Origin of the sequence: Bacillus sp. FSL L8-0654 (assembly GCF_038629965.1) — a bacterium.
Lineage (GTDB): Bacteria > Bacillota > Bacilli > Bacillales > Bacillaceae > Bacillus > Bacillus safensis.
On record NZ_CP152026.1, the window covers coordinates 2,350,368 to 2,370,766 of the forward strand.

Below are 20,399 nucleotides of genomic sequence, written 5' to 3' on the forward strand. Positions count from 1 at the left end.
TCATCCTCCGTATCATAAAGCGGCTTCCATTTGCCGCGATAAGTTTACAAACCTTCCGTACTCTTTCATAAAAGCAGCATTTATTGTCCCAACTTCACCATTTCGCTGTTTAGCAAAGATGATTTCGACTATATTTTTCTGTTCACTATCTTTGTTGTAATAATCATCACGATAGAGGAATGTAACAATATCAGCGTCTTGTTCAATGCTTCCTGAATCACGAAGATCAGACATCATTGGACGTTTATCTTGCCTCTGTTCAACTCCACGTGAGAGCTGTGATAGCAAAATGATTGGGACATTAAAGCTTCTCGCCATATTCTTCAGCTCTTTGGTGATGGCACCAACCTCATAGTTTTTACTCTCAAACTTACCGATTGGGGTAATGAGCTGAAGGTAGTCAATGACCACTAAATGATTTTGATCAGGGTGATCCTTTTTAGTTTTACGGATTTGGGACCGGATATCTGCGACTGTTTGGGTAGGCTGATCATGGATGTAGATATCTAATTTTTCGTATTCACCCATAGCTTTGTTGGCTCTGTCATAATCTTGATCGCTAAAGTACTTTTTTGGATTCCTCCACTTCGTGCCTTCAATTCTACCAAGGCTGCTTAACATTCGATGAGTTAACTGTGTATCTGACATTTCAAGCGAGAAAATATCAGTTACTCCACCCTTTAGCGCGTTATTACAACCTAAGTTAAGAGCAAAAGCAGTCTTTCCCATCGATGGACGAGCAGCTACGATAATCAAATCGCTTTTTTGCCAACCACCTGTCATAGCATTCAGATCCGCAAGACCAGTGTCGACTCCTGTAAGATCTCCTTGATCTTCTTCCATGCTCATGAATATCTCCGTCAAAACATCCATTTTTGTCCGAGTAGCTTTAACTCCCACTTCTTGCACTTCAATGGTCTTTTGATAAAGCTCAGTGATCCCCTCATCGCATGGGGCATTAGCAAAAGCTAAAGCAGCACTTTGTAAATCTCTGAGTCTAAAAGCCTCATAAATTAATGTTTCATAGGTCTCGAAAGCATGTTTTGAGGGAACAGTACTTGCAAGATTGGTTAAGTATTCAAAGCCTCCAATTGAATTTAAAAGGTCTCCCATAGATGCAGCGATATTGGCCAATTCAACAGGCTTACCTAGCTTGTCCACTTCCCTCATCGCTTCGAAAATCCGCTTATGCCGTTCATCAGCAAAATGTCTGGACTCTAGTGCCGTTTCCTTAATCAGATCACCCTCAAGGATGATACAACCTAATAAAAACTGTTCAGCCTCTACGTTTCGCAAATTTTGCATTTTGTTCCCACGCTTTCTGTTTCGCTAAGAATTCATTCTGCTCTGGTTGTTTGATTTTGATTTCTGCGATAGCAGGTGGGAACCTCTTTTCAGCAATGTGCTGATCGATCTTTTTCAAAACCTGTTCATAGGGTTGATCCTTTAGGTGATCAAGCCAAAGTTTAATTCTTTCTTTTCCAATCGCGTCTGTAGTGAGTTCAAACCTTGGATAGGCAGCTGCAATCCTTGTTAGGATAGACATTGCTTGCTCTTGATTCATGTACATCAACCTCCTCCAAATTTAATCCCATTTTCTTTTGCGTATTGAGCCAGTGCGTCTAAATTACTTTGTCTATGCTGCTTTGGTTTAAATTCAGAAACATTGTTTTTAAGAGGCTGAGGTTGGTGCAACTGTGCATGCCAACGATCAAGAATCGCTGATTCCAGGTATGCAAATGATTTAATACTGTCTGCTCTATGCTTGGGTTGATATTGATCAAATACCTCGTCGATCCACACCAATATGTTTTCAAGTGGGATTCGCTCCTTGAGAATCCTTTCAATGGCAGCTGAATCTTTTGGCGTTAACATCAACCCACCTTTTCGTGATAAGTACTTTTCTTCGATTTGCTGGAAAGGAGTTAGATCATGTTCTACTGAGGCTCTCTTTTCTTCTTCCTCTTCTTCTTTAATTCTTAAATTCTTTAATTCTTGATATAGTTCCGACTTCGTACCGCTTTCGTTCCGTCTTCGTTCTGCGATAGGTTCTTCTTCCGTTCTGGGTTCTGTTTCGTGATCACTCGAAAACTCTTGATATGACTCGTATTTCACAATGGTGAATAGTGTTCCTAGTTCCGTTTCGCTAACAGTGATGATGTTGTTCGTAACAAGTTTCTTAATTGAACGCATAATTGTACTTTTAGACAGCTTTTTTAGCCCTCTTCCTTCTTTATAAGCGAGGTCCTCACATAGTTTTGAGTACGATCTTATGTACTGGCCCTTATTTAATACAACTCCATTCATTTTGAAGCCATCTTGATGACTTGCTCTCATAACTAATAAAGTGAACAGTCTAAAGGTAGTCACGTCATTCCATAATTCATGTTCTAATATTTTCCGATGCAGTTTTACCCATCCAGTAGACAAATAACTTCCTCCTCTCCAACATCATCAATTAAGGCCTTTTAATCTCACATAGAGCGTACATTCCACTGATCCTAATAAAAGTAAAACCCGGCTCATTTCTTTGGATATAACCCTTTACATATGCTCTAAATAAAGCAGCTTGATTACGACTTGATTTAGATAAAGACAGATACACAAACGGAATAGGAACTTTAATGATTAGCTTCTCTCTCATTAGCTGTTCACCAGCTCAGAAAAATGGATGATCCGGTTAAGACGGTTTGTAGATCGACAATACTTACACTTTTCACATCTTCTAGGTCTTTCTCCGCCATGCTTAACCTGAACGATCCGCTCCATGTTTTTTTCTATATCTTCTAACTCAATTTCCATCCTTGACTCATCAATATTGATAACTGCTTTATCTGGTGGATCTTCTTTTGATATGGCCACAATCAAAGGCTCTAACCATTCACTACGTCCTGCTTCCTGTCTTTCTAATTCTGCATAGAGAGCCATTTGAGCAATATATCCATAGGCTTCTACAAATGAACAATAGCCAAGCTCTTGATCCCATATCCTTTCCCTAAGAGAGCGAGTGGTTTTAAGATCAGCAAAACGCCCACCTGCTGGGTTGTACACATCGAGTTTTCCTTTCCAAGGCACTCCGAACAATTTAGCTGTGATGATCACTTCTTTATCTCCTTGAAGAACAAACATGCACAAATCGTCATTCTGTATAGCTTCAATCATGAGATCAGCCAATTGATATTGTTTATAAAGCTGGCCCTTTTGTGTAAATAGAGCAGGTGTGTTTCTCTTGAATTCATCAAAGGCCTGATCTCCTTCAAGCCATGCATGGACGTATTGTCCGAATAAAAGAGCCTCAGAGGACGGTGGATGCCATTCACCGTTCAGTTTTGCCATTGTAGCCGCCTCACACTCTAAGAAACTCTTATATTGAGAATTTGACATATAAGCTTGGTCGATTTCGTTAGAGTAGTAATTCTCCTTGTTGATTGTCGGCATCATCATTTGCAGGCTCACCAGCCTTTACATCACTCTCTTTTTGTTCCTGCTGCTTTAGAAACTCTTCTTCGATTTTGGATTTTGTAGCACCTGAAACTTTGACATTGAAATAATCCTCTTTCTTTGCCATACCATCACGAAGAGAAGTGTAGATGCGTCCTATTTTGAGATAATCTTGCTCAGTAAAGGCATCTAATTTGCTACCGACATATTCCTCGACCATTTCCTTCGTAACACCAAAATCAGTTTTAAATGTTGTTAATGCTTTTCTTAAACGGTCTTCTAAAGGCTCTTTATGACCACTAATCAGCGTTCTTTGACACATATCAACTGCAGCATCAACAATGTCTCCTGGTATCACTCCGAGAATGCACGCACGAACCCGACGTGCTCCTTGGTTTGCAACCAGTTCATAAATATCTCTAGGATCGTTGAGCTTTGTAATGGCTCCTTTTGCTTTTCGTTCATGCTTTACCGTAAATATTTTGGTCTGACGAGTATTGGTTTCAAGATCCCATGCATAAGCCATAACAGAAGATTCACCAGCTTTTTGTTCGAGTTCCATGATTCCGTAATCAATGTTCCCCCAATTCTGTGCCAAAGCTTCAGCTAGTCGAATTGAAGGACCTGACACCTTTGTGCCACCTCGTGGATATTCGTAGACAGCATTCTCAGCTAATAGCCTACGCTCACATGCTTTCTTGATTCGTTCAAAGGCAGCATAAACGTCTCGCGGAAACTTCTTTGCTATGACCATAGCTGCCTGTACTTCTTGTGCCTGCCGACTAACCATAGCTTCTGTTGTTACTGAAGTTCCTGCTGATGGCTGTGAAGCTGCCATATAGTTTGAGTAATCAACATTTGACAATCCATTCATATAAGAAACCCCCATTGAATTTAGGTGCCAACCTGCTTATAATAGTGGTTGACACCATATTCTGTGTCTGGTTATTTAGATGAGAGTTCACTCCCAACAAGTGAACTCTTTTATTTTGCTGTTTTAAACTCAAAATCAAGCTCCTCTGCAAGATATCGTTCTAGATTTTCTCGCAAGATCAGTTCACCCGAATTTTTATCCTCAACATAGTCATCTTCTAACAAAATTTCTGACCCATAAAAATCGATTCCAAAGTGTTCCTCTTGCCTCATCATATCTTTTGGATATCCATATCTATTAATCTCTGTGATGACCGGATGCTCAATAGTCATCTTCTTCCCTCCTCTTCTGTTTGGTGTAAGCATCAAGAAATCTCTAATTTTGAGCGGATCGCATCTGCCTTTAGTTGTTGAAATTTCTCAAAAGCTTGTTTATCAGGAAATTGGAACATTGGCTTACCTTTGTTAGTCATCACAATTGATCCATTCACTTGTGATAAATAGAACTGATCAGACTGTCTCTCACTGAAAGGTTTAATAACTGGTTTAGTTCTCAAGACTTCTTTCCTCCCTAACACATTATTTGATGCTTATTCGCATCGTCCGACCGCGGATGGAGCATGATTTGAGGGGGTAGGTGTGCATTGTCCCATCCGCAAGCCGGACGACAAGAATAAGCCTTGTCGTGATCTCTAAATAACGCTATAATGAGATCGATCATTTTGTTATTCATGGTTTGAAATGATTTAAGCAGTAAGTGTCGGAGCTTGCTGCTTTTTTCTGTTTTCTATTTCCGTTCTGATCTGTAATTCCAGAGCGGCTAATAAAATGAGCCCTTCCTCTGTATGACGCATCTGACATTGTTTCACGATATCTCTCGCCTTCATTAAGCGACTTGCAGTGAACAAATACTTCACCTAGATCAATCCTCTCAATCTATTTTTTAGTGATTTTGGATATTTGATTTTTGTAATACTCGCAGCCTGTTTTAATAAATGGACCTTAGCTTGGCTTTCGTAACGCTGAATTTGGTTTAATGATTTTGCAATATCTTTGTGAGCTGCTAATGCCATATCTATATCCGCACTTTCTAATGCTTTCATTAATCTTTTTTGCAGTTGTTCAATACAGATCATTTCAGCTGTTATCCCTTCATGATCAATGCTCTTGAAAATCACTTTTCTCATCTTCATCCTCCAAACAAAGCCATGATAGCTGTAATTTGCTGCGTGACTGCAAGTGGATCGACACCACATAAGGTTGCGATCATGGCTTCTTTTGCATTTGTCGCTTCCATCCACCGTACATATGTAGGAACATCAAGCATCTTTTGATCGTTCTCAAATTTTGATATGCAGCTCCTTGAGCGACTTAACAATTCAGCCAACTTCTCTTGGGACATCCCAGCTCTTTTCCTTGCTTGTCGGAGCACTACCCCCAACCTCAACTTCCTCACCCCCTTTGTTCTGGTTAAGAACTTTTTCCAAGTTAGAACAGCTAGAAAATATTTAAATGGGTATCATGATGAAGAAGCGACTAATTCTTTCTTTTCTCTTTCAATTTTTTCTTGATGCTCTTTCATTCGTTTAATTAAGATGCCTCTTAGGTACTTGTAAGCCCTGGCTTCTGCTTGATGAAATAGAGGGCCTTTTGTGACGGTTATTTTCAATTGGCTACATCTCCTATTCATTTTGTGATGTATCATCACAATTATGATTAAAAAATTTTGTCCATTCAAAATCTAGAATATTGCCTAAAACCTTGGCAACTCTAACACTTGGGGTTTGACCATTCTCAATCTTGGTATAATAAGACCTATCAATACCTGCTTCCCTTGCCACTTCATACTGTTTGAGACTTTTATTCGCTCTGAAATCTTTTAACCATTGATTGGACTTCACTAAATCACCTCCACATTGTGATCTTTCATCACAATTATAATGTGTTATATCGTCACAATCAACCCTTTTTGTGTTTTTTTATCACAAAAATTTAATTGTGACCTATTATCACTTATAATGAACTAAACAACAAATTACATATAAACTAAGATTTTTATGTCAGGGGTTTTAATATGACTGGATTAAGTGAGCGGTTAAAAAAACTAAGAAATAATCATAGACCTAAGCTCTCTCAACAAGCTCTTTCGGAAAGATTAGGTATCAATAGAGCAACTTATGCAAGATATGAAACGGGAGATAATGAACCTGATTATGATACATTAGAAAAAATAGCTCAGTTCTACAATGTGAGTATAGATTTCTTAATAACAGGGAGAGAATTTGAGGCATCAGATGAGGAGATGTGGAAAGAGCTCTTAAACCCAAAAACACAACTTTTCTTTAAAGATCTTAAAGATGCACCCGATGATAAGATTGAGGAATTAATTCAGTTTTGGGAGTTCATTAAAAACAAAAAATAATACATTAAACACTTTTATAGAAGCCTGCATAAAGGCTTTTTTTATTAACCTAAAACAGAACATTAGTTCTAAAATTTTTATAAGGAGTTGCTTAAATTGGAACGTATTTTGCCAAAAAACACAACACACTTAGATGACTGGATCGAAGCATTCTATCATCAAATCAACATTAAAAATCCATCAGAACTTGATCTATTAGACATTGCCTACCGCTCCAATTTAAAAGTCGAATTCTTAAACATCAGCAGCCGGTACTATGCTGGAACTATTATCATTGATAATCGCCTCAGCCCTCAAGAACAATGGCAAGATTTTGGTCATGAACTTTGTCATGCGCTTAGACATGAAGGAAATCAATTAATCATGCCCCCACTGTTTAGAGAGCTGCAGGAAATGCAGGCGAAGCGTTTTGCATATAAGTTTTGTATTCCGACATTTATGCTTAGAAAAATAAAAGCTATTCAACCGTATAATAATTTCACAAATGAAATAGCATCTCTTTTCAATGTTACATATGAATTCGCTATCGAACGTTTCGTGACTTTAAAACCATGCCATATGTCATAATGATTTTGTCTATTTTTGTCGAAAATCAACAATTAAAAATTTTTTCCTTTATAATATTGTCTGTGTTTCTAAATTATGTATATAGGATGATGTATCAATCCCATTCCAACAGATTCAATAAATAACCACAACTAAAAAGAATAAAAGGAGAAAAAATCTTGAAAAGAAAATTAACTTTATTTGTAGTTCTTTTGTTAACAGTAGCTTTATCAGCTTGTAATGCACAAAGCTCTAACACCAAAGAAGAAGAAAAGGGAAAACAAGATACCAACGCTTCAAGTGAATCGTCTTCAAAACAGGAAAGTAAGAAAAAAGCCGATGGAACAAGATCAGCACCTATTCCTCTAAAAGAACCATTAATGTTTGAAGATTATATAATGACACAGAATAAAGAATATACAGCTACATTAGAGATGATTGTAAAAGAAGTTATTCGAGGCGATAAAGCATTTGATATCTTATATAAAACGAATAGCAGTAATTCTAAGCCTAATAAAGGGTATGAATATGCACTTGTAAAAGTTAACGTGAAGATGACAGATTCTGAAACAGATGATGAGCCTATACTATTCAGCCCAATTCTTAACTTTGACTTTTTTAGTAGTGATGGTTCTCCTTATTCCCAGGAACTTGGTATTGTTGTGACCAAAAAATTTGAAGGGGAAGTATATAAAGGTGGTTCACTTGAAGGTTATATAGTGAATCAGGTAAAAAAAGACGATGATTTTTTAATAGCTTATAAAAGTATGTCTACTTCAGGCAAACTATTCTTTAAAACAAAATAGTTGAAGGCCCTTTTCGGGCTTTTCTTTTTCTAAATAAAACAGAACTTATGTTTTCCAATGAAACTTCATATATAAAAGCACCCCCCTCTTGACTTTAATAATGAAATTCTCATGCATTTACGCGCGCTCAAAAAAACGAAAAAAGATGTCTCCTTGCATGATCCCATCGGTCAGGATAAAGAAGGCAACGAAATTTCATTAATCGATGTCTTAAAATCTGAAAATGAAGATGTGATTGATACCATTCAGCTCAACATGGAGCTAGAAAAAGTAAAAGAGTATATCGACATTCTCGACGGCCGAGAAAAAGAAGTCATCGTCGGCAGGTTCGGCCTTGATTTAAAGAAAGAAAAAACGCAGCGGGAAATAGCCAAGGAGCTTGGGATATCGCGGAGCTATGTATCCCGTATTGAGAAGCGCGCGCTGATGAAAATGTTTCATGAGTTTTACCGGGCGGAAAAGGAGAAACGGAAGCGGGAGAAGGGGAAGTGAAAATGGATTTCCCTAACTTCTAACAAAAACAGACCTCGCGAGGTCTGTTTTTGATTTCGGCACTAAGCTACTGTCACTCTGCATTTCTTTTGATAATAGCTGCCGCCTTAGCCCTCAAGAACAATGGCAAGATTTTGGTCATGAACTAAGGCATGAAGGAAATCAATTCATCATGCTCCACTATTTAGAGTACTGCAGGAAATGATGGCAAAGCGATTTGCATATAAGTATTGTATTCTGCATTAATGCTTAAAAAATTTAAATACGAAAAAATAAAATATGATGCTTCGTGTATTCTTGCTAATCAATTTTTTTGAAGAGAAAAAGGCTCTGTTAAAAGTAAATGTTGATATTTGATACCTGTCAGAAAGCTTAGTATAATCAATACAAGAACAAACATTCGGGATATTAGAAGTATGAGGAAGGCGTTTAGTAATTTGTTAAAACACATTGATAAACTACCGCTTACCCAAAAGAACAACTTGCTGCAAGAGACCCTATAAACGTAACAGTTTCCAAGGGTCATGTTATGAAAACAAGGTTGATAGTATGATTGGTTCTAAACTGACACCAGATCATGTACATTGTGTCGTTTAATTCTACAAGAATATCTTTAAGAAATAGCAGTACTTAAACAAACAATTTAACTTTGGAGTGATCATAATGATTAAGTTTTTTGAGTACAACTGGCAGGTTAGAGACGAATGGATTAACTGGTGTCATCAACTAACAACAGAAGAGTTGTTACAAGACCGCATAGGTGGAGTGGGGAGTATTTTATACACTCTTTTTCACATTATCGATGTTGAATATAGTTGGCTCCGTGGTATTCAGGGTAAAGAAGACGTGGTATTGAATTTTGATGATTACAAGTCTCTGACGAAGGTAAAAACTCTCTCATCTACTTTACGACATGAAATCGTTGAAATTTTAAAGTTTCATTTAGATGAAAAACAAGATCGAATAGTAACAGTTCCTTGGGATGAAGATGAATACACTAAAAATGAAATATTACATCATATAATTGCCCACGAAATTCACCATATCGGTCAACTTTCTGTTTGGGCAAGAGAAAAAGAATTAACACCTGTATCTGCTAATTTTATCGGTAGAAAGTTAAAATCAGTACATTCTTATGAAAAGTAAGGTCAGTTAAAGATCCATTCATTTATTCCACAATGCCATTTTCTTTTAAAAAGCACTCAAATAATTGCTGACCTTTCTCTTCAATTTGATCATCTTCAATGGGATATTCCCCAATGAATAAGCCTAAATGATTGTATTCCTCATAACTCTTTAAGAGATTTTCCTGTTTCTAAACTCTTAAAAAACACGCCTTCATAATCACAACCTTGTTCATAATATCCTACATGTACATGCATACGCTCATCTAACCTATGTATTCTTTCATCTGTACACACTTTTATCTTGCTCCCTTAACTTTTCATATCATGCTGAAAATCAATATTCCTCAACTCGACCCATTCAACAAAGTCAGGTACCTTTTTTGTCGTCAAAAAGTATTGGACGATTTGATAAGCCTGATTGCGGTCGACATAGCTGCACGATGGCACATGCAATGGTGATCCTGCTATGAAATGCTCGATCGTTTCGATCTTTTCTACCTTTTGAAAAGGGACTAAACAATCTGGATATCTGATGATAAAGAATCCATACGGCTCAGTATAAAAGAAAACTAGAGTCTCGCATTCCCAATCTTCCTCTATCTCAATGGAAGATTCCCCGTTACCTTGTTTCCAATACTCTTCACCCTCCTGAAAGAAGATTCTTTTCATGAATTCTTGTCCGGGATTTTCTATCGGAGCTTCTGTAGGCCCATAGTATAAAAACATCAATATCGCTCCTTCATGCCTCTATCAATTTGGATTCAACCAATTGTTCTATTTCCCTCAAAATCATAAAAAGCTTGTGTTTGTTGGTTTAACTTTAGCATGTGATATAACTTTAGGTTTAGCTTTTGAAAGGTTTGAGTGCTGACCCATTTTACTTCTTCAATATCATGATCCGGATCTAGAATGTTCATCTCTCCCCCGATGATTTCCGCAAAGAACGTAATGATAAGTGCGTGATGTTTTTTATCTTGAAAAAATGCTTCTCGAACCGAATGAAGTTCATTTACTTTGACAACATATCCTGTCTCTTCTTTCACTTCGCGGATGACAGCCTGCTGCAGGTGTTCACCTTTCTCTACAGCACCGCCCGGAAGTTCCCAATATCCCTTTACATTCTTGACCGTTAATAGATTTTCTTCCTCGTCATAAATAATAGCTGAAACCACGTCTACTCGTTTCAAATAAATCCCCCTCAACATTCTCCATTCAAATGCCGAATATATGGCACGAACTGTTCATTTTATACATTCTTATTATACTGTATTAGTAGTCAGCGATTGGAGGCCAGAGCATGTGGATGATCAACATTTTACTTATTGTACTCACAAGATTTACAAGAAATATCGTTTCTCTTTTGAGACAACTCAAAGCGTCAAACGAGAAAATCATCCAACTGTTAGAACATCAAAAACCGAAAAAATAAAAACCTCACGCATCTAGCAGGAGGTTTTTGCACTAGGAGAAATCTTATCGTTTTTCATCAAACAACATATATCTAATTCGCCGAATATAATGGAGCGCAATATGTGCGAGACATAAAATGAGCCCAATCATCGCAAGTATATAGACGGGCAGCATCAAACCAGGTACATAGTTTACGACAAATCCCAAACTAAACGCTGTCAGCATATATATGCTGATCAACCTCATCAACATCATTCGAAGCCCTCCCTTTCTACAACCACTTTAACATATTTTTCCTCCATGTTCATAATTGGCTTTAAAAAAGATGCGAATCCTCTAAGACTCGCATCTTTTTTACGTATTCAATTCACCTTTTTCGCCCGTATTTCCTTCCACTGCTCAAGCTCCGATACGGTTAGTAATTGATATCCTTGTTTGGTCAATTCCTTGATGATCGTGACAGCTGCGTTTGCAGAGGTGTCATAGATGTCGTGCATTAAGACGGTTTCTCCGCTAGACGCATGTGTGAGAATGTAGTTGGCGACGTATTGGCTGTTGCGATATTTCCAGTCTTCAGGATCTACATCCCAAAGCGTAACTTTCATGTTGACAGCCGCGTTGATCTGCCTGTTTGTTCCACCATATGGCGGTCTAAAGTGAGTCGGTGTGAACCCGCCTGCTTTTTCAATGATTTGCTGTGTATCTTCTACTTGCTTGATGGCTTGTTTTAATGGCAGTCTTGTGAGTAAAGGATGACTATAGGAATGATTTCCGATTTCATTTCCGCCTTTTCTGATTTCACCCAGCATATCGGGATAATATTGAACCCTGCTTCCTAATACAAAAAATGTCGCGTGTCCTTTGTTTTCTTTTAAAGCTGTTAAGATTTTTGAGGTCGTTGATGGATTTGGTCCATCATCAAATGTAAGGGCAATGGCTTTTTGATTTGGGTTGAATACTCCCTGTTTTGGCAGTTTTACGATCTTTCTTTTTGCGATCGGTTCTTTTTTCTCGTTTTTGTTCTTTTCTTTATTGATGTATTCTGGCTTTAACATGCCTTTAAGCAGTGTTTTCTTAATCGCCAGCACTTGAGGGCCTTGTTTGCCTGGTGCAATTTGCCCTGCTGGAAAGTAAAATTCAATAAAACGATCTTTGATGGCAAAATACTGATAATGCTCTGCCTTAGGAGACGTTCCTTGTTTGAGCAAATGCTCGTTTTCAGTAAGAGAGCGATCTTTTTTCAACTCCTCAAATGTCATTTGAGACAGTTTTTGCAGACTTTTTTTCTTTGATAAAAATAGATCATCAATTGATAAAAACTGCTGTTTCTTGAAATCAAAATTGAATATCTTCGTTTCATGTGCGCCTTTTACTCCGCCTTTCCATTCATATGTATGGAATTTGAGCGCAGCAGTTTGTTTGGCATAATGAGTAATCTCGTAATCTATGTTTAATTCGTATCGATGATCTTCATCGACATCACTTGCTTCACTAAACGATGTTTTGAATTTGTCCAGCTCTGTTTCTGCAAATCTTTTCATCTCTTGATCTAGCTTTTTTTGATGAAACACAGGATAGTTCACAGCATATCTCAAGTATCTCCCGTCATTCACGAGGGTCACAATTTCAACTTCTTTATAGCTCGCATCTGGTTCTACCTTCTTCTTCTCTGTCCCGCTTGCCTGCTGATTATGATAAAACGCAGCGATTCCGATGATCATCGCAAGTCCGCATAGGACGAGACTGACTTTCCATTTCATTGACACAATGATTCTCCTCTCGTGATGCCGTCACGCCTGAATGACGTGTGTTTGTAGGATAGACTTTGCATGCACCCTTTTTAGTTTGCAAATCACATAACTGTCACATTTTCGACACATTTTTAGAGAGGAATAAAAAAAGGACTTGATTTCTCAGTCCTTTGATTACTTTTGCATATATAGTTGAAATAATTTCGTTTCTTCATCAATGGAACGCGCTCGATCAAATGCCGCTCTGACCGTCTTTGTATTGTTCATGAGCTCGTACAGCATGGTCAGCACAAAAATAAATGCTGCATTCCCATCGATGTAATCGTCCGGTGCCGTATAAGATGTAGCTCCTGACTCTAAGAAAGCATCTGCTAAATTTTTCTCTCCTAGTGTGCAGCCTGTAGAGATGACATGAACTCCTTTTAAGGAGGCATACCGCTTGATTTCATCCACTCCAAAGGCAGTATCTCTAGGCTCCTCATCTTCGTAAACATCTTCCCCTAATTCAGGCATGATAAATGCTCCTTCTTCACCGTGAAACGATAAAAGAAGGTAATCTATTTCACCTCTAGCTCTACCAGATAACACATGAATCAGATCATTCGGTCTTCCGATCCAATGCATATCGACTTTCACGCCGAAGTTTTCAAGTGCTGCACGCAGGGCAAAAGATTCCAGCTCACTATTGGGTCCTGCTGCTAATATGATACGCATGGCCTGTTGATCCACTTCTATCTCCTCCAGACTATGATAAAAATAAAACCATTTTTTCCTCATCTGCATATGTATCAGCCCATTTTAGCGCTTTTTCTTCGACAGCGTACGACTCAAATCCAACGGAGCGATAGAGGCGCTTGGCTGAGTGATTAGTTGTCACCACTGATAAATACATTTGCTCGATATCCTGCCGTTCTCGCGCAAAGGAAAGAGCTTTTGTCATCAAGGCCTGGCCTGCTCCTTCTCCGCGGGCACTAGGTGTTACATACATCGCTGTCAGATTCGCTCGGTGCTTTAACTTCTGCAAGGTTTCTTGGATGAGCGTGACTGCCCCCACAAGCTGCCCTTGATGAAAAGCGCCAAAAGTCCACATAGATTGGGCCGAAGCAAAACGCGCTTTATATTTGTCCTTTGTATTGATTTGCTCTTCCTCATAGCTCATTGCAAAACCCTCTGGATTTAATCGCAGGGCTTCTAGTCTGAGTGCTGCATATTCTTCAGCATCATCTGGTGTTAACAATCGAATATTCAGAAAACCGCCTCCAAAAGAATGATGGATACTTCCAATTTTATCTTGAAAGAAGATTTTGATCAAAATTTTATTTCTGAATATAAAAAGGCATCCCATAAAAGGATGCCCCCTTCATTACCACTTACAGCGCTTCACCGGACGGCAGCAAGGGTTTTTGATATCACTGCCGCAATCGTATTCTTCTACAATATACTCGTTGTGAGTCGATTCAGTGACCGGATAGTAGTTTTCGATTCTTTTGATGTTTTTATTGACGTTTGTGATATGCGTTGGATGAATTTTTCTGATCGTTTGTTCATTCGTTCTTGTGTTGACAATTTGACGTGTGGGGAAAACAACCGTTTCGTCTCCTCCTTGGTTTCCTCTGCGAGGTCCAAAGAAGAAATCATCTAATCGATTTCGGCTCATCTCAACACCCCTTCAAGTTGTCTTTCACTTACACTCTATCGTATGTCAGAGGCACCTTTCGTGATTAGATGCTTGTCTATTTTAAAAAAAATCCACTATCGACCTCGTTTTCTCTATCTTTACAAAAGGACAATTTTAACATATTATACAAGTGATATCTTACGAAGACAGGTCATCCATGAAAACAAAACATCAGCTCTTTTTATTCAATGCATTTTTTCCACTCATTATCAAATAAGAGGTGAACGATATGATCAACACGACACAGCCATTCGAACGAAACAAGCTAGACATTGCACTTGAACTAACTCAATTACATCTGAATCAATATCAAATAAACCATCCTGATCAGCTGAGTGAAATTTACGCGAAATATTACGCACTGCTTGAAGTGCTGGATTTGTCTTCCTATGATCAATTGATTGATTTACTGCCAAATGAGCTCAAACAGACGCTTGAGTAAAAAACCATCTACCCACATGGGATAGATGGTTTTCTTAAATTTATACACGTGCAGCCATATCGGTTTCGATTTGCTCTAAGCTTCTTCCCTTTGTCTCGACTAGCACAAATCGGGTGAATAACAGCCCGATTAAGCAGATGACTCCGAATGAGGAGAAAATGACCCCAAAGCTGAATTGATCAGCCAGAATAGGGAAAACAAGTCCAACTGCTAATGATCCGGTCCAGTTAAAAGCAGAAGAGATACCTGCTCCGATGCCTCTGACAGAAAGCGGGAAGATTTCGCCGATGATGATCCAAGTGATCGGTGCCCACGAGAAGGCATAGCACAAAATAAAGCAGCAAAGTGAAATCAATGTCACCCAGTTTAAAATTCCTTCACTAACACCAAGTGCCCCTAATGCGGCTGGAGCAAAGAAAGAAAGGGCCATGCCCGATCCCCCTACGGTGAGAATCGTTCGGCGGTCGAAGCGGTCAACAAATTGTAAAAAGATCACGGTCGTGACGACGAAAATGACACCGACAATGACTGTAAAACCTGCGGCGACCTGCGGCGCAAGACCTACATTCCGAGCGATACTCGTTGCATAATAGACAATGGAGTTCGCGCCTTGAATTTGCTGAAGGGTTGCCATTCCAACCCCAATGAAAAGAGCCATTCGGAATTTCTTTTGAAACAATTCACGAATCCCCGAGCGTTCTTCTTTGGCGACTTCTAAAATTTCCTGCATTTCTGATTCGATTTCTTCACGGGAAGAACGCAGTGATCCTAATACTTCCCGTGCTTTATGAGCCATTCCGTGTTTAATCAAATATCTCGGAGATTCAGGAAGCTTCAGCATGCCAATATAAAGCACGATCGCAAATAAAGCGGCACTTCCCAGCATCCAGCGCCAGCTGTCCGGGATGGGCTCAAACACAAACGCAACAATATAGCTGAGTAATAGTCCAGTTACAATCATAAGCTGATTGAGCCCAGATAATTTCCCGCGGATTTTAGCAGGAGCGATTTCAGACATGTAAGCAGGAACCAAAGATGAAGCTGTTCCTACTGCTGTCCCTAAAAAGATTCGAGCGATGGTGAGTGAAATCTCTTCTGGTGCGACAGCTGATCCGATCGCCCCGACAAAAAAGATCACGGATGAGACCAAAATGAGTTTTCTGCGGCCAAATTTATCCCCTAAGAGACCGCTTAAGATGGAGCCAATGATGGCCCCGCCCATTAATGAAGAGACAACGATTCCAAGCCATAATGGGCTGAGCTGAAATTCTTCCTGAATATGTCCCTCTGCCCCTGCAATAATACCAATATCATATCCAAATAAGATGCCTGCAAAGGACCCGAAAAAGAAGATAAATTTGCTTGATACTTTTTTCTCCAAGTGGATGACCCCCTCACTTAATTAACCGCTTTCATTTCATCCCGGTGCTTCTACTGTAACCAGTAGAAGACCTTTCCCCCTTCTATAAAACCACATATTCTGCATTGACTAGCTTTGCAAAGTGAACAATTTGATCAACCGTTAAATTGAGAGACACGACTGTATGATGGCCCCCGCCTTCTTTAATCCATGCTTTGACGCCATCCTGAAAATTCGGTTTGATTTTCCACAATACACGCGCAACTGGTAAATGAGGTGCTGCTTCCTCCGGCTCAAAGGCTTCGACTTCTTGTATCAGCCATTTGAAATGTGTTCCAAAATCCGCTATAGAGACAACGACACCCTCGCCTGCTTTTCCATCAAACACAAGACGTGCTGGATCCTCCCGGTTTCCGATTCCAAGTGGAGATACGACAATGACAGGTTTTGTATGGGCAAGCGCTGGATCTACTTCCAGCATATGAGATTGCAGTACTGCTTCCTGCCCAGATGTCATTTCATACGTGTAGTCCTCCATAAATCCAGTGGATTGATGATGGCTCATCACCTTTAATAAGCGGTCAAGTGCGGCCGTTTTCCAATCACCTTCCCCGGCAAAGCCGTATCCCTTTGCCATCAGCCGCTGTACCGCAAGTCCAGGCAGCTGCTTCATCCCATGTAAGTCTTCAAAGTTTGTTGTAAAGGCATTATAGCCGCCTTCATCTAAGAAACGTTTGATGGCGATCTCATATCGCGCCTGCACCTTGACACTTTTTTCCCACTCTTCAACTGAATACGTTCCATAATTCACATCATATTGCGTTAAATACTCAGCAAATAATGCATCTACCTCTTCGTCTTCTACTGCATTTACATATTCGACGAGATCGCCTATTCCAAAGTAGTCAACGGTCCATCCTAATTGAATCTGCGCTTCGATTTTATCGCCTTCTGTCACAGCCACATGCCGCATGTTGTCACCAAACCGGGCTACTTTGATGTGAAAGCTCTCATGATAGGCAGCCGCAACGTCCATCCAATCCGCAATTTGCTGCTGCACTTCCGGCTTAGACCAATGACCGGTCACAATTTGGTTTTGTTTATTTAAACGTGCATTGATATAGCCATATTCTCTGTCTCCATGTGCGGATTGATGGAGATTCATATAGTCCATGTCGATCGTGTCCCATGGAATCTTTTCATAATATTGTGTAGCAAGATGCAAAAGAGGCTTTTGCAAAAGACTGGTGCCGCGTATCCACATTTTTGCTGGAGAAAATGTATGCATCCACGTCATCACACCGACAACTTCATCACGATAATTGACCTCTTTCATAAGCTTTGTGATTTGATCGGCACTGACAGCCAGGTCCTGCAAGATCACTGGATAAGGAAGTAAACCGCTCTCATTTAAAGCATCCGTCATCTTTTGTGCATCTGCTTTTACTTTTTGCAGTGCTTCATCACCATATAAATGCTGTGACCCAACGATAAACCAAAACTCTTTTTTCAGACTTGTTAACATAAATATCCCTCTTTTCTTTATCTTGAAGGTTTTTGTCCGTAATACGCATGCTTTCCATGTTTTCTTAAGTAATGTTTATCTAAAATTCGCTGCGGCAATGGCTCAGCAAATTCGTTCAATTGCTTGGCAAAAAGATTCATCTTGGCGACTTCATCTAAAATCACACTGTTTGTGACCGCACTTTTAGCATCCTTCCCCCATGTAAATGGACCATGCCCTTGAAGCAATACACCCGGCACCGCCATCACATCTAGGTTTCTTTTCTCAAACGTTTCGATAATCAGCTTGCCCGTTTCTACCTCATAACCCCGATTGACTTCTTCTTCTGTTAGAAAACGAGCGCACGGAACGGCGCCGTAAAATGTATCGGCATGTGTTGTGCCCATTGCTGGTAAATCAAGTCCTGCCTGCGCCCAAACGGTTGCCCACATGGAATGGCTATGTGAAATGCCGCCAATTTCCTCAAAGTGTTTGTAAAGAACTGCATGTGTAGCTGTATCTGACGAAGGACTCAATTCTCCTTCCACCACTTCACCATCAAAGTTCACCACGACCATATCTTTTGCTGATAGTTGGTCATACGCTATGCCGCTCGGCTTAATCACAAACAAACCACTGTCACGATCACATGCACTGACATTACCCCATGTAAATTTCACAAGTCCGTATTTTGGCAAATCTAAATTTGCTTGATACACTTCTTCTTTTAAGCGATCTAGCATACCGTCGTCACTCCTTTCTTTGGCATGAGATGCGCTACCGCTGCTTCTTCAATCGCAAGACCATTTTGATAGCGCTTTAAAAATTCGTTAAAGCCTTTGACATCGAGTGGATCGGGCTCCATGAGTTCTTCTGATGTATGGGCAAATACGCGGTGGGTGAGAAATTCAGCCAATGTTTGCTGCTGCTGATGGACCATATACGAAGCAAGGACAGCCATCCCAAACGCACCGCCTTCTCCGGCTGTTGAAACGACTGATACAGGTGTATTCAGTGCTGCGGCAACCATTTTTTGTCCAACGAGCGGTGTTTTAAATAATCCCCCATGCCCTAGTAAGCGGTCGATCACTACATGTTCCTGTTCCTTTAACCGGTCCATACCTATTTTCATAGCACCAAAAGCAGAGAACAAATGGGTTCGCATGAAATTAGCAAGGTTAAAGCGGCTTTCAGGAGACCTGACAAAAAGAGGTCTTCCTTCTGGCAGTCTCGTAATATTTTCACCAGAGTAATAGCCATAGCTTAAGAGTCCGCCGCCATCTCGATCTGCTTTTAAAGCTTGCTGCAATAAGGATTCGTATAACCTTTCTGACTCCACTTGCAGGCCAAGTGCTTCAAATGCCTCTCTGAATATATTCATCCAAGCGTTTAAGTCACTTGTACAGTTATTCGCATGAACCATGGCAACTGGCAGTCCATCCGGCGTCGTGACAAGATCCACTTCTGGATACACACCTTTTAGATCCTGCTCCAGCACAATCATGGCAAAAACCGACGTCCCAACAGAAATATTCCCGGTCCGTCTTTCTACACTGTTTGTCGCCACCATTCCCGTTCCAGCGTCACCTTCTGGCGGGCAAAATGGAATGCCTGGCTGCAAATGTTTTCCTTGATCCAAAATGGCTGCTCCTGCTGCCGTTAACATGCCTGCCTCTTCGCCTGCTAAATAAACACGCGGCAGAAGGTGCCGGAGCTTCCACGGATAGCCTTTTTCTGCAATCAATGCTTCAAATTGCTGGAGCATTTCTTCATTGTAGTCCTTCGTTTGTTCGTCAATTGGGAACATACCTGACGCATCCCCAATGCCAATGGCCTGCTTTCCGGTTAACAGCCAGTGAATATATCCTGACAAAGTGGTCATATATTCTAATCGGGATAGATGTTTTTCCTCTTCTAATACCGCTTGATACAAATGGGCTATGCTCCATCTTTCTGGAATATGAAATTGAAATACGTCTGTCAGCTTTTGACTCGCCTCGGTGGTCGCTCCGTTCCGCCATGTTCGGAACGGAACGAGAACCTCTCCTGTATGATCACATGCCACATAGCCATGCATCATCGCTGATACCCCGATTGAGCCAATGGTTTGAATGGTCACACCATACTTTTGCTCAGCCTGTTCTTTCATCTCTCGATACGCCACTTGCAGACCTGTAATGATATCAATTAAGTTGTACGTCCATATTCCATCCTCGAGAAAACTTTCCCATTCATATGCACCTTGTGCAATTGGCTGAAATTCCTCATCTATTAAAATCGCTTTAATTCGTGTTGAACCAAATTCAATGCCTAAAGATGTCCGTCCTTCTTTCAAGGCTTTGGCCGTCTCTTTGTGATCCACTCTACGTCCACCCCCATTTTTGATAGCGGTTTCAATTTTCTTTTTCTAGATTCATTGATTCTCTGGTACAATCACAATATAATATTTGTACGTACATATGTCAATATTAAATATAGTTGTACATACATAATGCGACAAAAACTTTCATTTTTTCTGAAGGGGTCATAACAGAAAAGGGAAGCGCC

The 20,399-nt window shown here is 39.9% G+C and carries 29 protein-coding genes and 1 pseudogene; 7 read left to right on the forward strand and 23 right to left on the reverse strand.

Annotation, left to right across the window (positions count from 1 at the left end; all coding sequences use genetic code 11):
- Window positions 1-12 precede the first annotated feature (12 nt).
- The 12 genes from dnaB to MHH65_RS12140 all read right to left on the reverse strand — a co-directional run bounded on the left by dnaB (window position 13) and on the right by MHH65_RS12140 (window position 6,215).
- Window positions 13-1,305, reverse strand: coding sequence for a replicative DNA helicase (gene dnaB, locus MHH65_RS12085; RefSeq protein WP_025092880.1), 1,293 nt, complete (start codon window positions 1,303-1,305; stop codon window positions 13-15).
- Window positions 1,277-1,564: a replicative helicase loader/inhibitor gene (locus tag MHH65_RS12090; protein ID WP_025092879.1), complete on the reverse strand. Its 288-nt coding sequence runs from the start codon at window positions 1,562-1,564 to the stop codon at window positions 1,277-1,279. The genes dnaB and MHH65_RS12090 overlap by 29 nt, the downstream gene beginning before the upstream one ends.
- A gap of 5 nt (window positions 1,565-1,569) precedes the next feature.
- On the reverse strand, window positions 1,570-2,430 hold the full coding sequence (locus MHH65_RS12095; protein WP_342497869.1) for a hypothetical protein: 861 nt from the start codon (window positions 2,428-2,430) through the stop codon (window positions 1,570-1,572).
- A 213-nt stretch (window positions 2,431-2,643) separates the two neighbouring features.
- The gene (locus MHH65_RS12100; RefSeq protein ID WP_326847825.1) at window positions 2,644-3,444 is read right to left on the reverse strand and encodes a PD-(D/E)XK nuclease-like domain-containing protein; all 801 of its coding nucleotides are present in this window, start codon (window positions 3,442-3,444) and stop codon (window positions 2,644-2,646) included.
- Window positions 3,404-4,315 carry a hypothetical protein gene (locus MHH65_RS12105; protein WP_342497870.1) on the reverse strand — a complete coding sequence of 304 codons (912 nt, stop codon included), beginning with the start codon at window positions 4,313-4,315 and terminating at the stop codon, window positions 3,404-3,406. Before MHH65_RS12105 ends, MHH65_RS12100 begins: the two co-directional genes overlap by 41 nt.
- A 110-nt stretch (window positions 4,316-4,425) precedes the next feature.
- On the reverse strand, window positions 4,426-4,647 hold the full coding sequence (locus MHH65_RS12110; protein ID WP_342497871.1) for a hypothetical protein: 222 nt from the start codon (window positions 4,645-4,647) through the stop codon (window positions 4,426-4,428).
- Window positions 4,648-4,679: 32 nt separating this feature from the next.
- Window positions 4,680-4,871: a hypothetical protein gene (locus tag MHH65_RS12115; RefSeq protein ID WP_025092874.1), complete on the reverse strand. Its 192-nt coding sequence runs from the start codon at window positions 4,869-4,871 to the stop codon at window positions 4,680-4,682.
- 189 nt (window positions 4,872-5,060) lie between these two features.
- Entirely contained in the window at window positions 5,061-5,183 is a 123-nt protein-coding gene (locus MHH65_RS12120; RefSeq protein WP_257787570.1) for a hypothetical protein, read from the reverse strand.
- A 48-nt stretch (window positions 5,184-5,231) separates the two neighbouring features.
- Window positions 5,232-5,501, reverse strand: coding sequence for a hypothetical protein (locus tag MHH65_RS12125; RefSeq protein WP_326241655.1), 270 nt, complete (start codon window positions 5,499-5,501; stop codon window positions 5,232-5,234).
- A 2-nt stretch (window positions 5,502-5,503) separates the two neighbouring features.
- Window positions 5,504-5,770 (reverse strand): helix-turn-helix transcriptional regulator, encoded by a 267-nt coding sequence (locus tag MHH65_RS12130; RefSeq protein ID WP_223254150.1) that lies wholly within the window; start codon window positions 5,768-5,770, stop codon window positions 5,504-5,506.
- 63 nt (window positions 5,771-5,833) lie between these two features.
- Window positions 5,834-5,983: a hypothetical protein gene (locus MHH65_RS12135; RefSeq protein ID WP_342497872.1), complete on the reverse strand. Its 150-nt coding sequence runs from the start codon at window positions 5,981-5,983 to the stop codon at window positions 5,834-5,836.
- A gap of 13 nt (window positions 5,984-5,996) precedes the next feature.
- A complete protein-coding gene (locus MHH65_RS12140; RefSeq protein ID WP_041506867.1) occupies window positions 5,997-6,215 on the reverse strand; it encodes a helix-turn-helix transcriptional regulator in 219 nt (72 codons plus the stop codon).
- A 173-nt stretch (window positions 6,216-6,388) separates the two neighbouring features.
- On the opposite strand from MHH65_RS12140, the gene MHH65_RS12145 reads away from it, so the two are divergent.
- From MHH65_RS12145 to MHH65_RS12165, 5 genes and pseudogenes are all read left to right on the forward strand, one after another.
- A complete protein-coding gene (locus MHH65_RS12145) occupies window positions 6,389-6,736 on the forward strand; it encodes a helix-turn-helix transcriptional regulator (protein ID WP_047947373.1) in 348 nt (115 codons plus the stop codon).
- Window positions 6,737-6,832: 96 nt separating this feature from the next.
- Window positions 6,833-7,303 (forward strand): ImmA/IrrE family metallo-endopeptidase, encoded by a 471-nt coding sequence (locus tag MHH65_RS12150; RefSeq protein WP_282833843.1) that lies wholly within the window; start codon window positions 6,833-6,835, stop codon window positions 7,301-7,303.
- A 158-nt stretch (window positions 7,304-7,461) separates the two neighbouring features.
- Window positions 7,462-8,088: a DUF4352 domain-containing protein gene (locus tag MHH65_RS12155; protein WP_282833842.1), complete on the forward strand. Its 627-nt coding sequence runs from the start codon at window positions 7,462-7,464 to the stop codon at window positions 8,086-8,088.
- A 99-nt stretch (window positions 8,089-8,187) separates the two neighbouring features.
- Window positions 8,188-8,580 (forward strand): annotated as a pseudogene (locus tag MHH65_RS12160) (sigma-70 family RNA polymerase sigma factor); the annotation flags it as partial.
- Window positions 8,581-9,243: 663 nt separating this feature from the next.
- Entirely contained in the window at window positions 9,244-9,726 is a 483-nt protein-coding gene (locus MHH65_RS12165) for a DinB family protein (protein ID WP_098676958.1), read from the forward strand.
- A 290-nt stretch (window positions 9,727-10,016) separates the two neighbouring features.
- Here MHH65_RS12165 and MHH65_RS12170 read toward each other — a convergent pair whose 3' ends face one another.
- Both MHH65_RS12170 and MHH65_RS12175 read right to left on the reverse strand, forming a co-directional pair.
- A complete protein-coding gene (locus MHH65_RS12170; RefSeq protein ID WP_098676959.1) occupies window positions 10,017-10,433 on the reverse strand; it encodes a hypothetical protein in 417 nt (138 codons plus the stop codon).
- Between the two features lie 35 nt (window positions 10,434-10,468).
- Entirely contained in the window at window positions 10,469-10,894 is a 426-nt protein-coding gene (locus MHH65_RS12175) for an NUDIX hydrolase (RefSeq protein ID WP_098676960.1), read from the reverse strand.
- A 110-nt stretch (window positions 10,895-11,004) separates the two neighbouring features.
- Between MHH65_RS12175 and MHH65_RS12180 the strand changes: the two genes are divergently transcribed.
- Entirely contained in the window at window positions 11,005-11,136 is a 132-nt protein-coding gene (locus MHH65_RS12180) for a hypothetical protein (protein ID WP_255290957.1), read from the forward strand.
- A 44-nt stretch (window positions 11,137-11,180) separates the two neighbouring features.
- On the opposite strand, the gene MHH65_RS12185 is transcribed toward MHH65_RS12180, so the two are convergent.
- The 5 genes from MHH65_RS12185 to MHH65_RS12205 all read right to left on the reverse strand — a co-directional run bounded on the left by MHH65_RS12185 (window position 11,181) and on the right by MHH65_RS12205 (window position 14,525).
- The gene (locus MHH65_RS12185; RefSeq protein ID WP_098676961.1) at window positions 11,181-11,372 is read right to left on the reverse strand and encodes a hypothetical protein; all 192 of its coding nucleotides are present in this window, start codon (window positions 11,370-11,372) and stop codon (window positions 11,181-11,183) included.
- Between the two features lie 107 nt (window positions 11,373-11,479).
- Entirely contained in the window at window positions 11,480-12,883 is a 1,404-nt protein-coding gene (locus MHH65_RS12190; RefSeq protein WP_141545651.1) for a polysaccharide deacetylase family protein, read from the reverse strand.
- 159 nt (window positions 12,884-13,042) lie between these two features.
- The gene (locus MHH65_RS12195) at window positions 13,043-13,597 is read right to left on the reverse strand and encodes a hypothetical protein (protein ID WP_034280049.1); all 555 of its coding nucleotides are present in this window, start codon (window positions 13,595-13,597) and stop codon (window positions 13,043-13,045) included.
- Window positions 13,598-13,613: 16 nt separating this feature from the next.
- The gene (locus tag MHH65_RS12200) at window positions 13,614-14,213 is read right to left on the reverse strand and encodes a GNAT family N-acetyltransferase (protein WP_098676962.1); all 600 of its coding nucleotides are present in this window, start codon (window positions 14,211-14,213) and stop codon (window positions 13,614-13,616) included.
- An 18-nt stretch (window positions 14,214-14,231) separates the two neighbouring features.
- A complete protein-coding gene (locus MHH65_RS12205) occupies window positions 14,232-14,525 on the reverse strand; it encodes a spore coat protein (protein ID WP_024423071.1) in 294 nt (97 codons plus the stop codon).
- Window positions 14,526-14,775: 250 nt separating this feature from the next.
- On the opposite strand from MHH65_RS12205, the gene MHH65_RS12210 reads away from it, so the two are divergent.
- The gene (locus tag MHH65_RS12210; RefSeq protein ID WP_098676963.1) at window positions 14,776-14,988 is read left to right on the forward strand and encodes a hypothetical protein; all 213 of its coding nucleotides are present in this window, start codon (window positions 14,776-14,778) and stop codon (window positions 14,986-14,988) included.
- Between the two features lie 40 nt (window positions 14,989-15,028).
- Here MHH65_RS12210 and MHH65_RS12215 read toward each other — a convergent pair whose 3' ends face one another.
- The 4 genes from MHH65_RS12215 to MHH65_RS12230 form a co-directional block, all read right to left on the reverse strand.
- Window positions 15,029-16,369 carry a sugar porter family MFS transporter gene (locus MHH65_RS12215; protein ID WP_034280034.1) on the reverse strand — a complete coding sequence of 447 codons (1,341 nt, stop codon included), beginning with the start codon at window positions 16,367-16,369 and terminating at the stop codon, window positions 15,029-15,031.
- A gap of 82 nt (window positions 16,370-16,451) precedes the next feature.
- Window positions 16,452-17,873, reverse strand: a complete 1,422-nt coding sequence (araA, locus tag MHH65_RS12220) for an L-arabinose isomerase (protein ID WP_098676964.1) — start codon at window positions 17,871-17,873, stop codon at window positions 16,452-16,454.
- Between the two features lie 17 nt (window positions 17,874-17,890).
- The gene (locus MHH65_RS12225) at window positions 17,891-18,595 is read right to left on the reverse strand and encodes an L-ribulose-5-phosphate 4-epimerase (RefSeq protein WP_034280028.1); all 705 of its coding nucleotides are present in this window, start codon (window positions 18,593-18,595) and stop codon (window positions 17,891-17,893) included.
- Entirely contained in the window at window positions 18,589-20,214 is a 1,626-nt protein-coding gene (locus MHH65_RS12230; protein ID WP_098676965.1) for an FGGY-family carbohydrate kinase, read from the reverse strand. The genes MHH65_RS12225 and MHH65_RS12230 overlap by 7 nt, the downstream gene beginning before the upstream one ends.
- Window positions 20,215-20,399: the final 185 nt, after the last annotated feature.

Coding starts and splice junctions, on each gene's coding strand:
- MHH65_RS12180 (WP_255290957.1), top strand. CDS start 11,005: ATGTGGATGATCAACATTTTACTTATTGTACTCACAAGATTTACAAGA.
- MHH65_RS12125 (WP_326241655.1), bottom strand. CDS start 5,501: ATGAGAAAAGTGATTTTCAAGAGCATTGATCATGAAGGGATAACAGCT.
- MHH65_RS12200 (WP_098676962.1), bottom strand. CDS start 14,213: ATGGGATGCCTTTTTATATTCAGAAATAAAATTTTGATCAAAATCTTC.
- MHH65_RS12185 (WP_098676961.1), bottom strand. CDS start 11,372: ATGATGTTGATGAGGTTGATCAGCATATATATGCTGACAGCGTTTAGT.
- MHH65_RS12145 (WP_047947373.1), top strand. CDS start 6,389: ATGACTGGATTAAGTGAGCGGTTAAAAAAACTAAGAAATAATCATAGA.
- araA (WP_098676964.1), bottom strand. CDS start 17,873: ATGTTAACAAGTCTGAAAAAAGAGTTTTGGTTTATCGTTGGGTCACAG.
- MHH65_RS12225 (WP_034280028.1), bottom strand. CDS start 18,595: ATGCTAGATCGCTTAAAAGAAGAAGTGTATCAAGCAAATTTAGATTTG.
- MHH65_RS12090 (WP_025092879.1), bottom strand. CDS start 1,564: ATGAATCAAGAGCAAGCAATGTCTATCCTAACAAGGATTGCAGCTGCC.
- MHH65_RS12100 (WP_326847825.1), bottom strand. CDS start 3,444: ATGATGATGCCGACAATCAACAAGGAGAATTACTACTCTAACGAAATC.
- MHH65_RS12110 (WP_342497871.1), bottom strand. CDS start 4,647: ATGACTATTGAGCATCCGGTCATCACAGAGATTAATAGATATGGATAT.
- MHH65_RS12105 (WP_342497870.1), bottom strand. CDS start 4,315: ATGAATGGATTGTCAAATGTTGATTACTCAAACTATATGGCAGCTTCA.
- MHH65_RS12170 (WP_098676959.1), bottom strand. CDS start 10,433: ATGTTTTTATACTATGGGCCTACAGAAGCTCCGATAGAAAATCCCGGA.
- MHH65_RS12165 (WP_098676958.1), top strand. CDS start 9,244: ATGATTAAGTTTTTTGAGTACAACTGGCAGGTTAGAGACGAATGGATT.
- MHH65_RS12205 (WP_024423071.1), bottom strand. CDS start 14,525: ATGAGCCGAAATCGATTAGATGATTTCTTCTTTGGACCTCGCAGAGGA.
- dnaB (WP_025092880.1), bottom strand. CDS start 1,305: ATGCAAAATTTGCGAAACGTAGAGGCTGAACAGTTTTTATTAGGTTGT.
- MHH65_RS12210 (WP_098676963.1), top strand. CDS start 14,776: ATGATCAACACGACACAGCCATTCGAACGAAACAAGCTAGACATTGCA.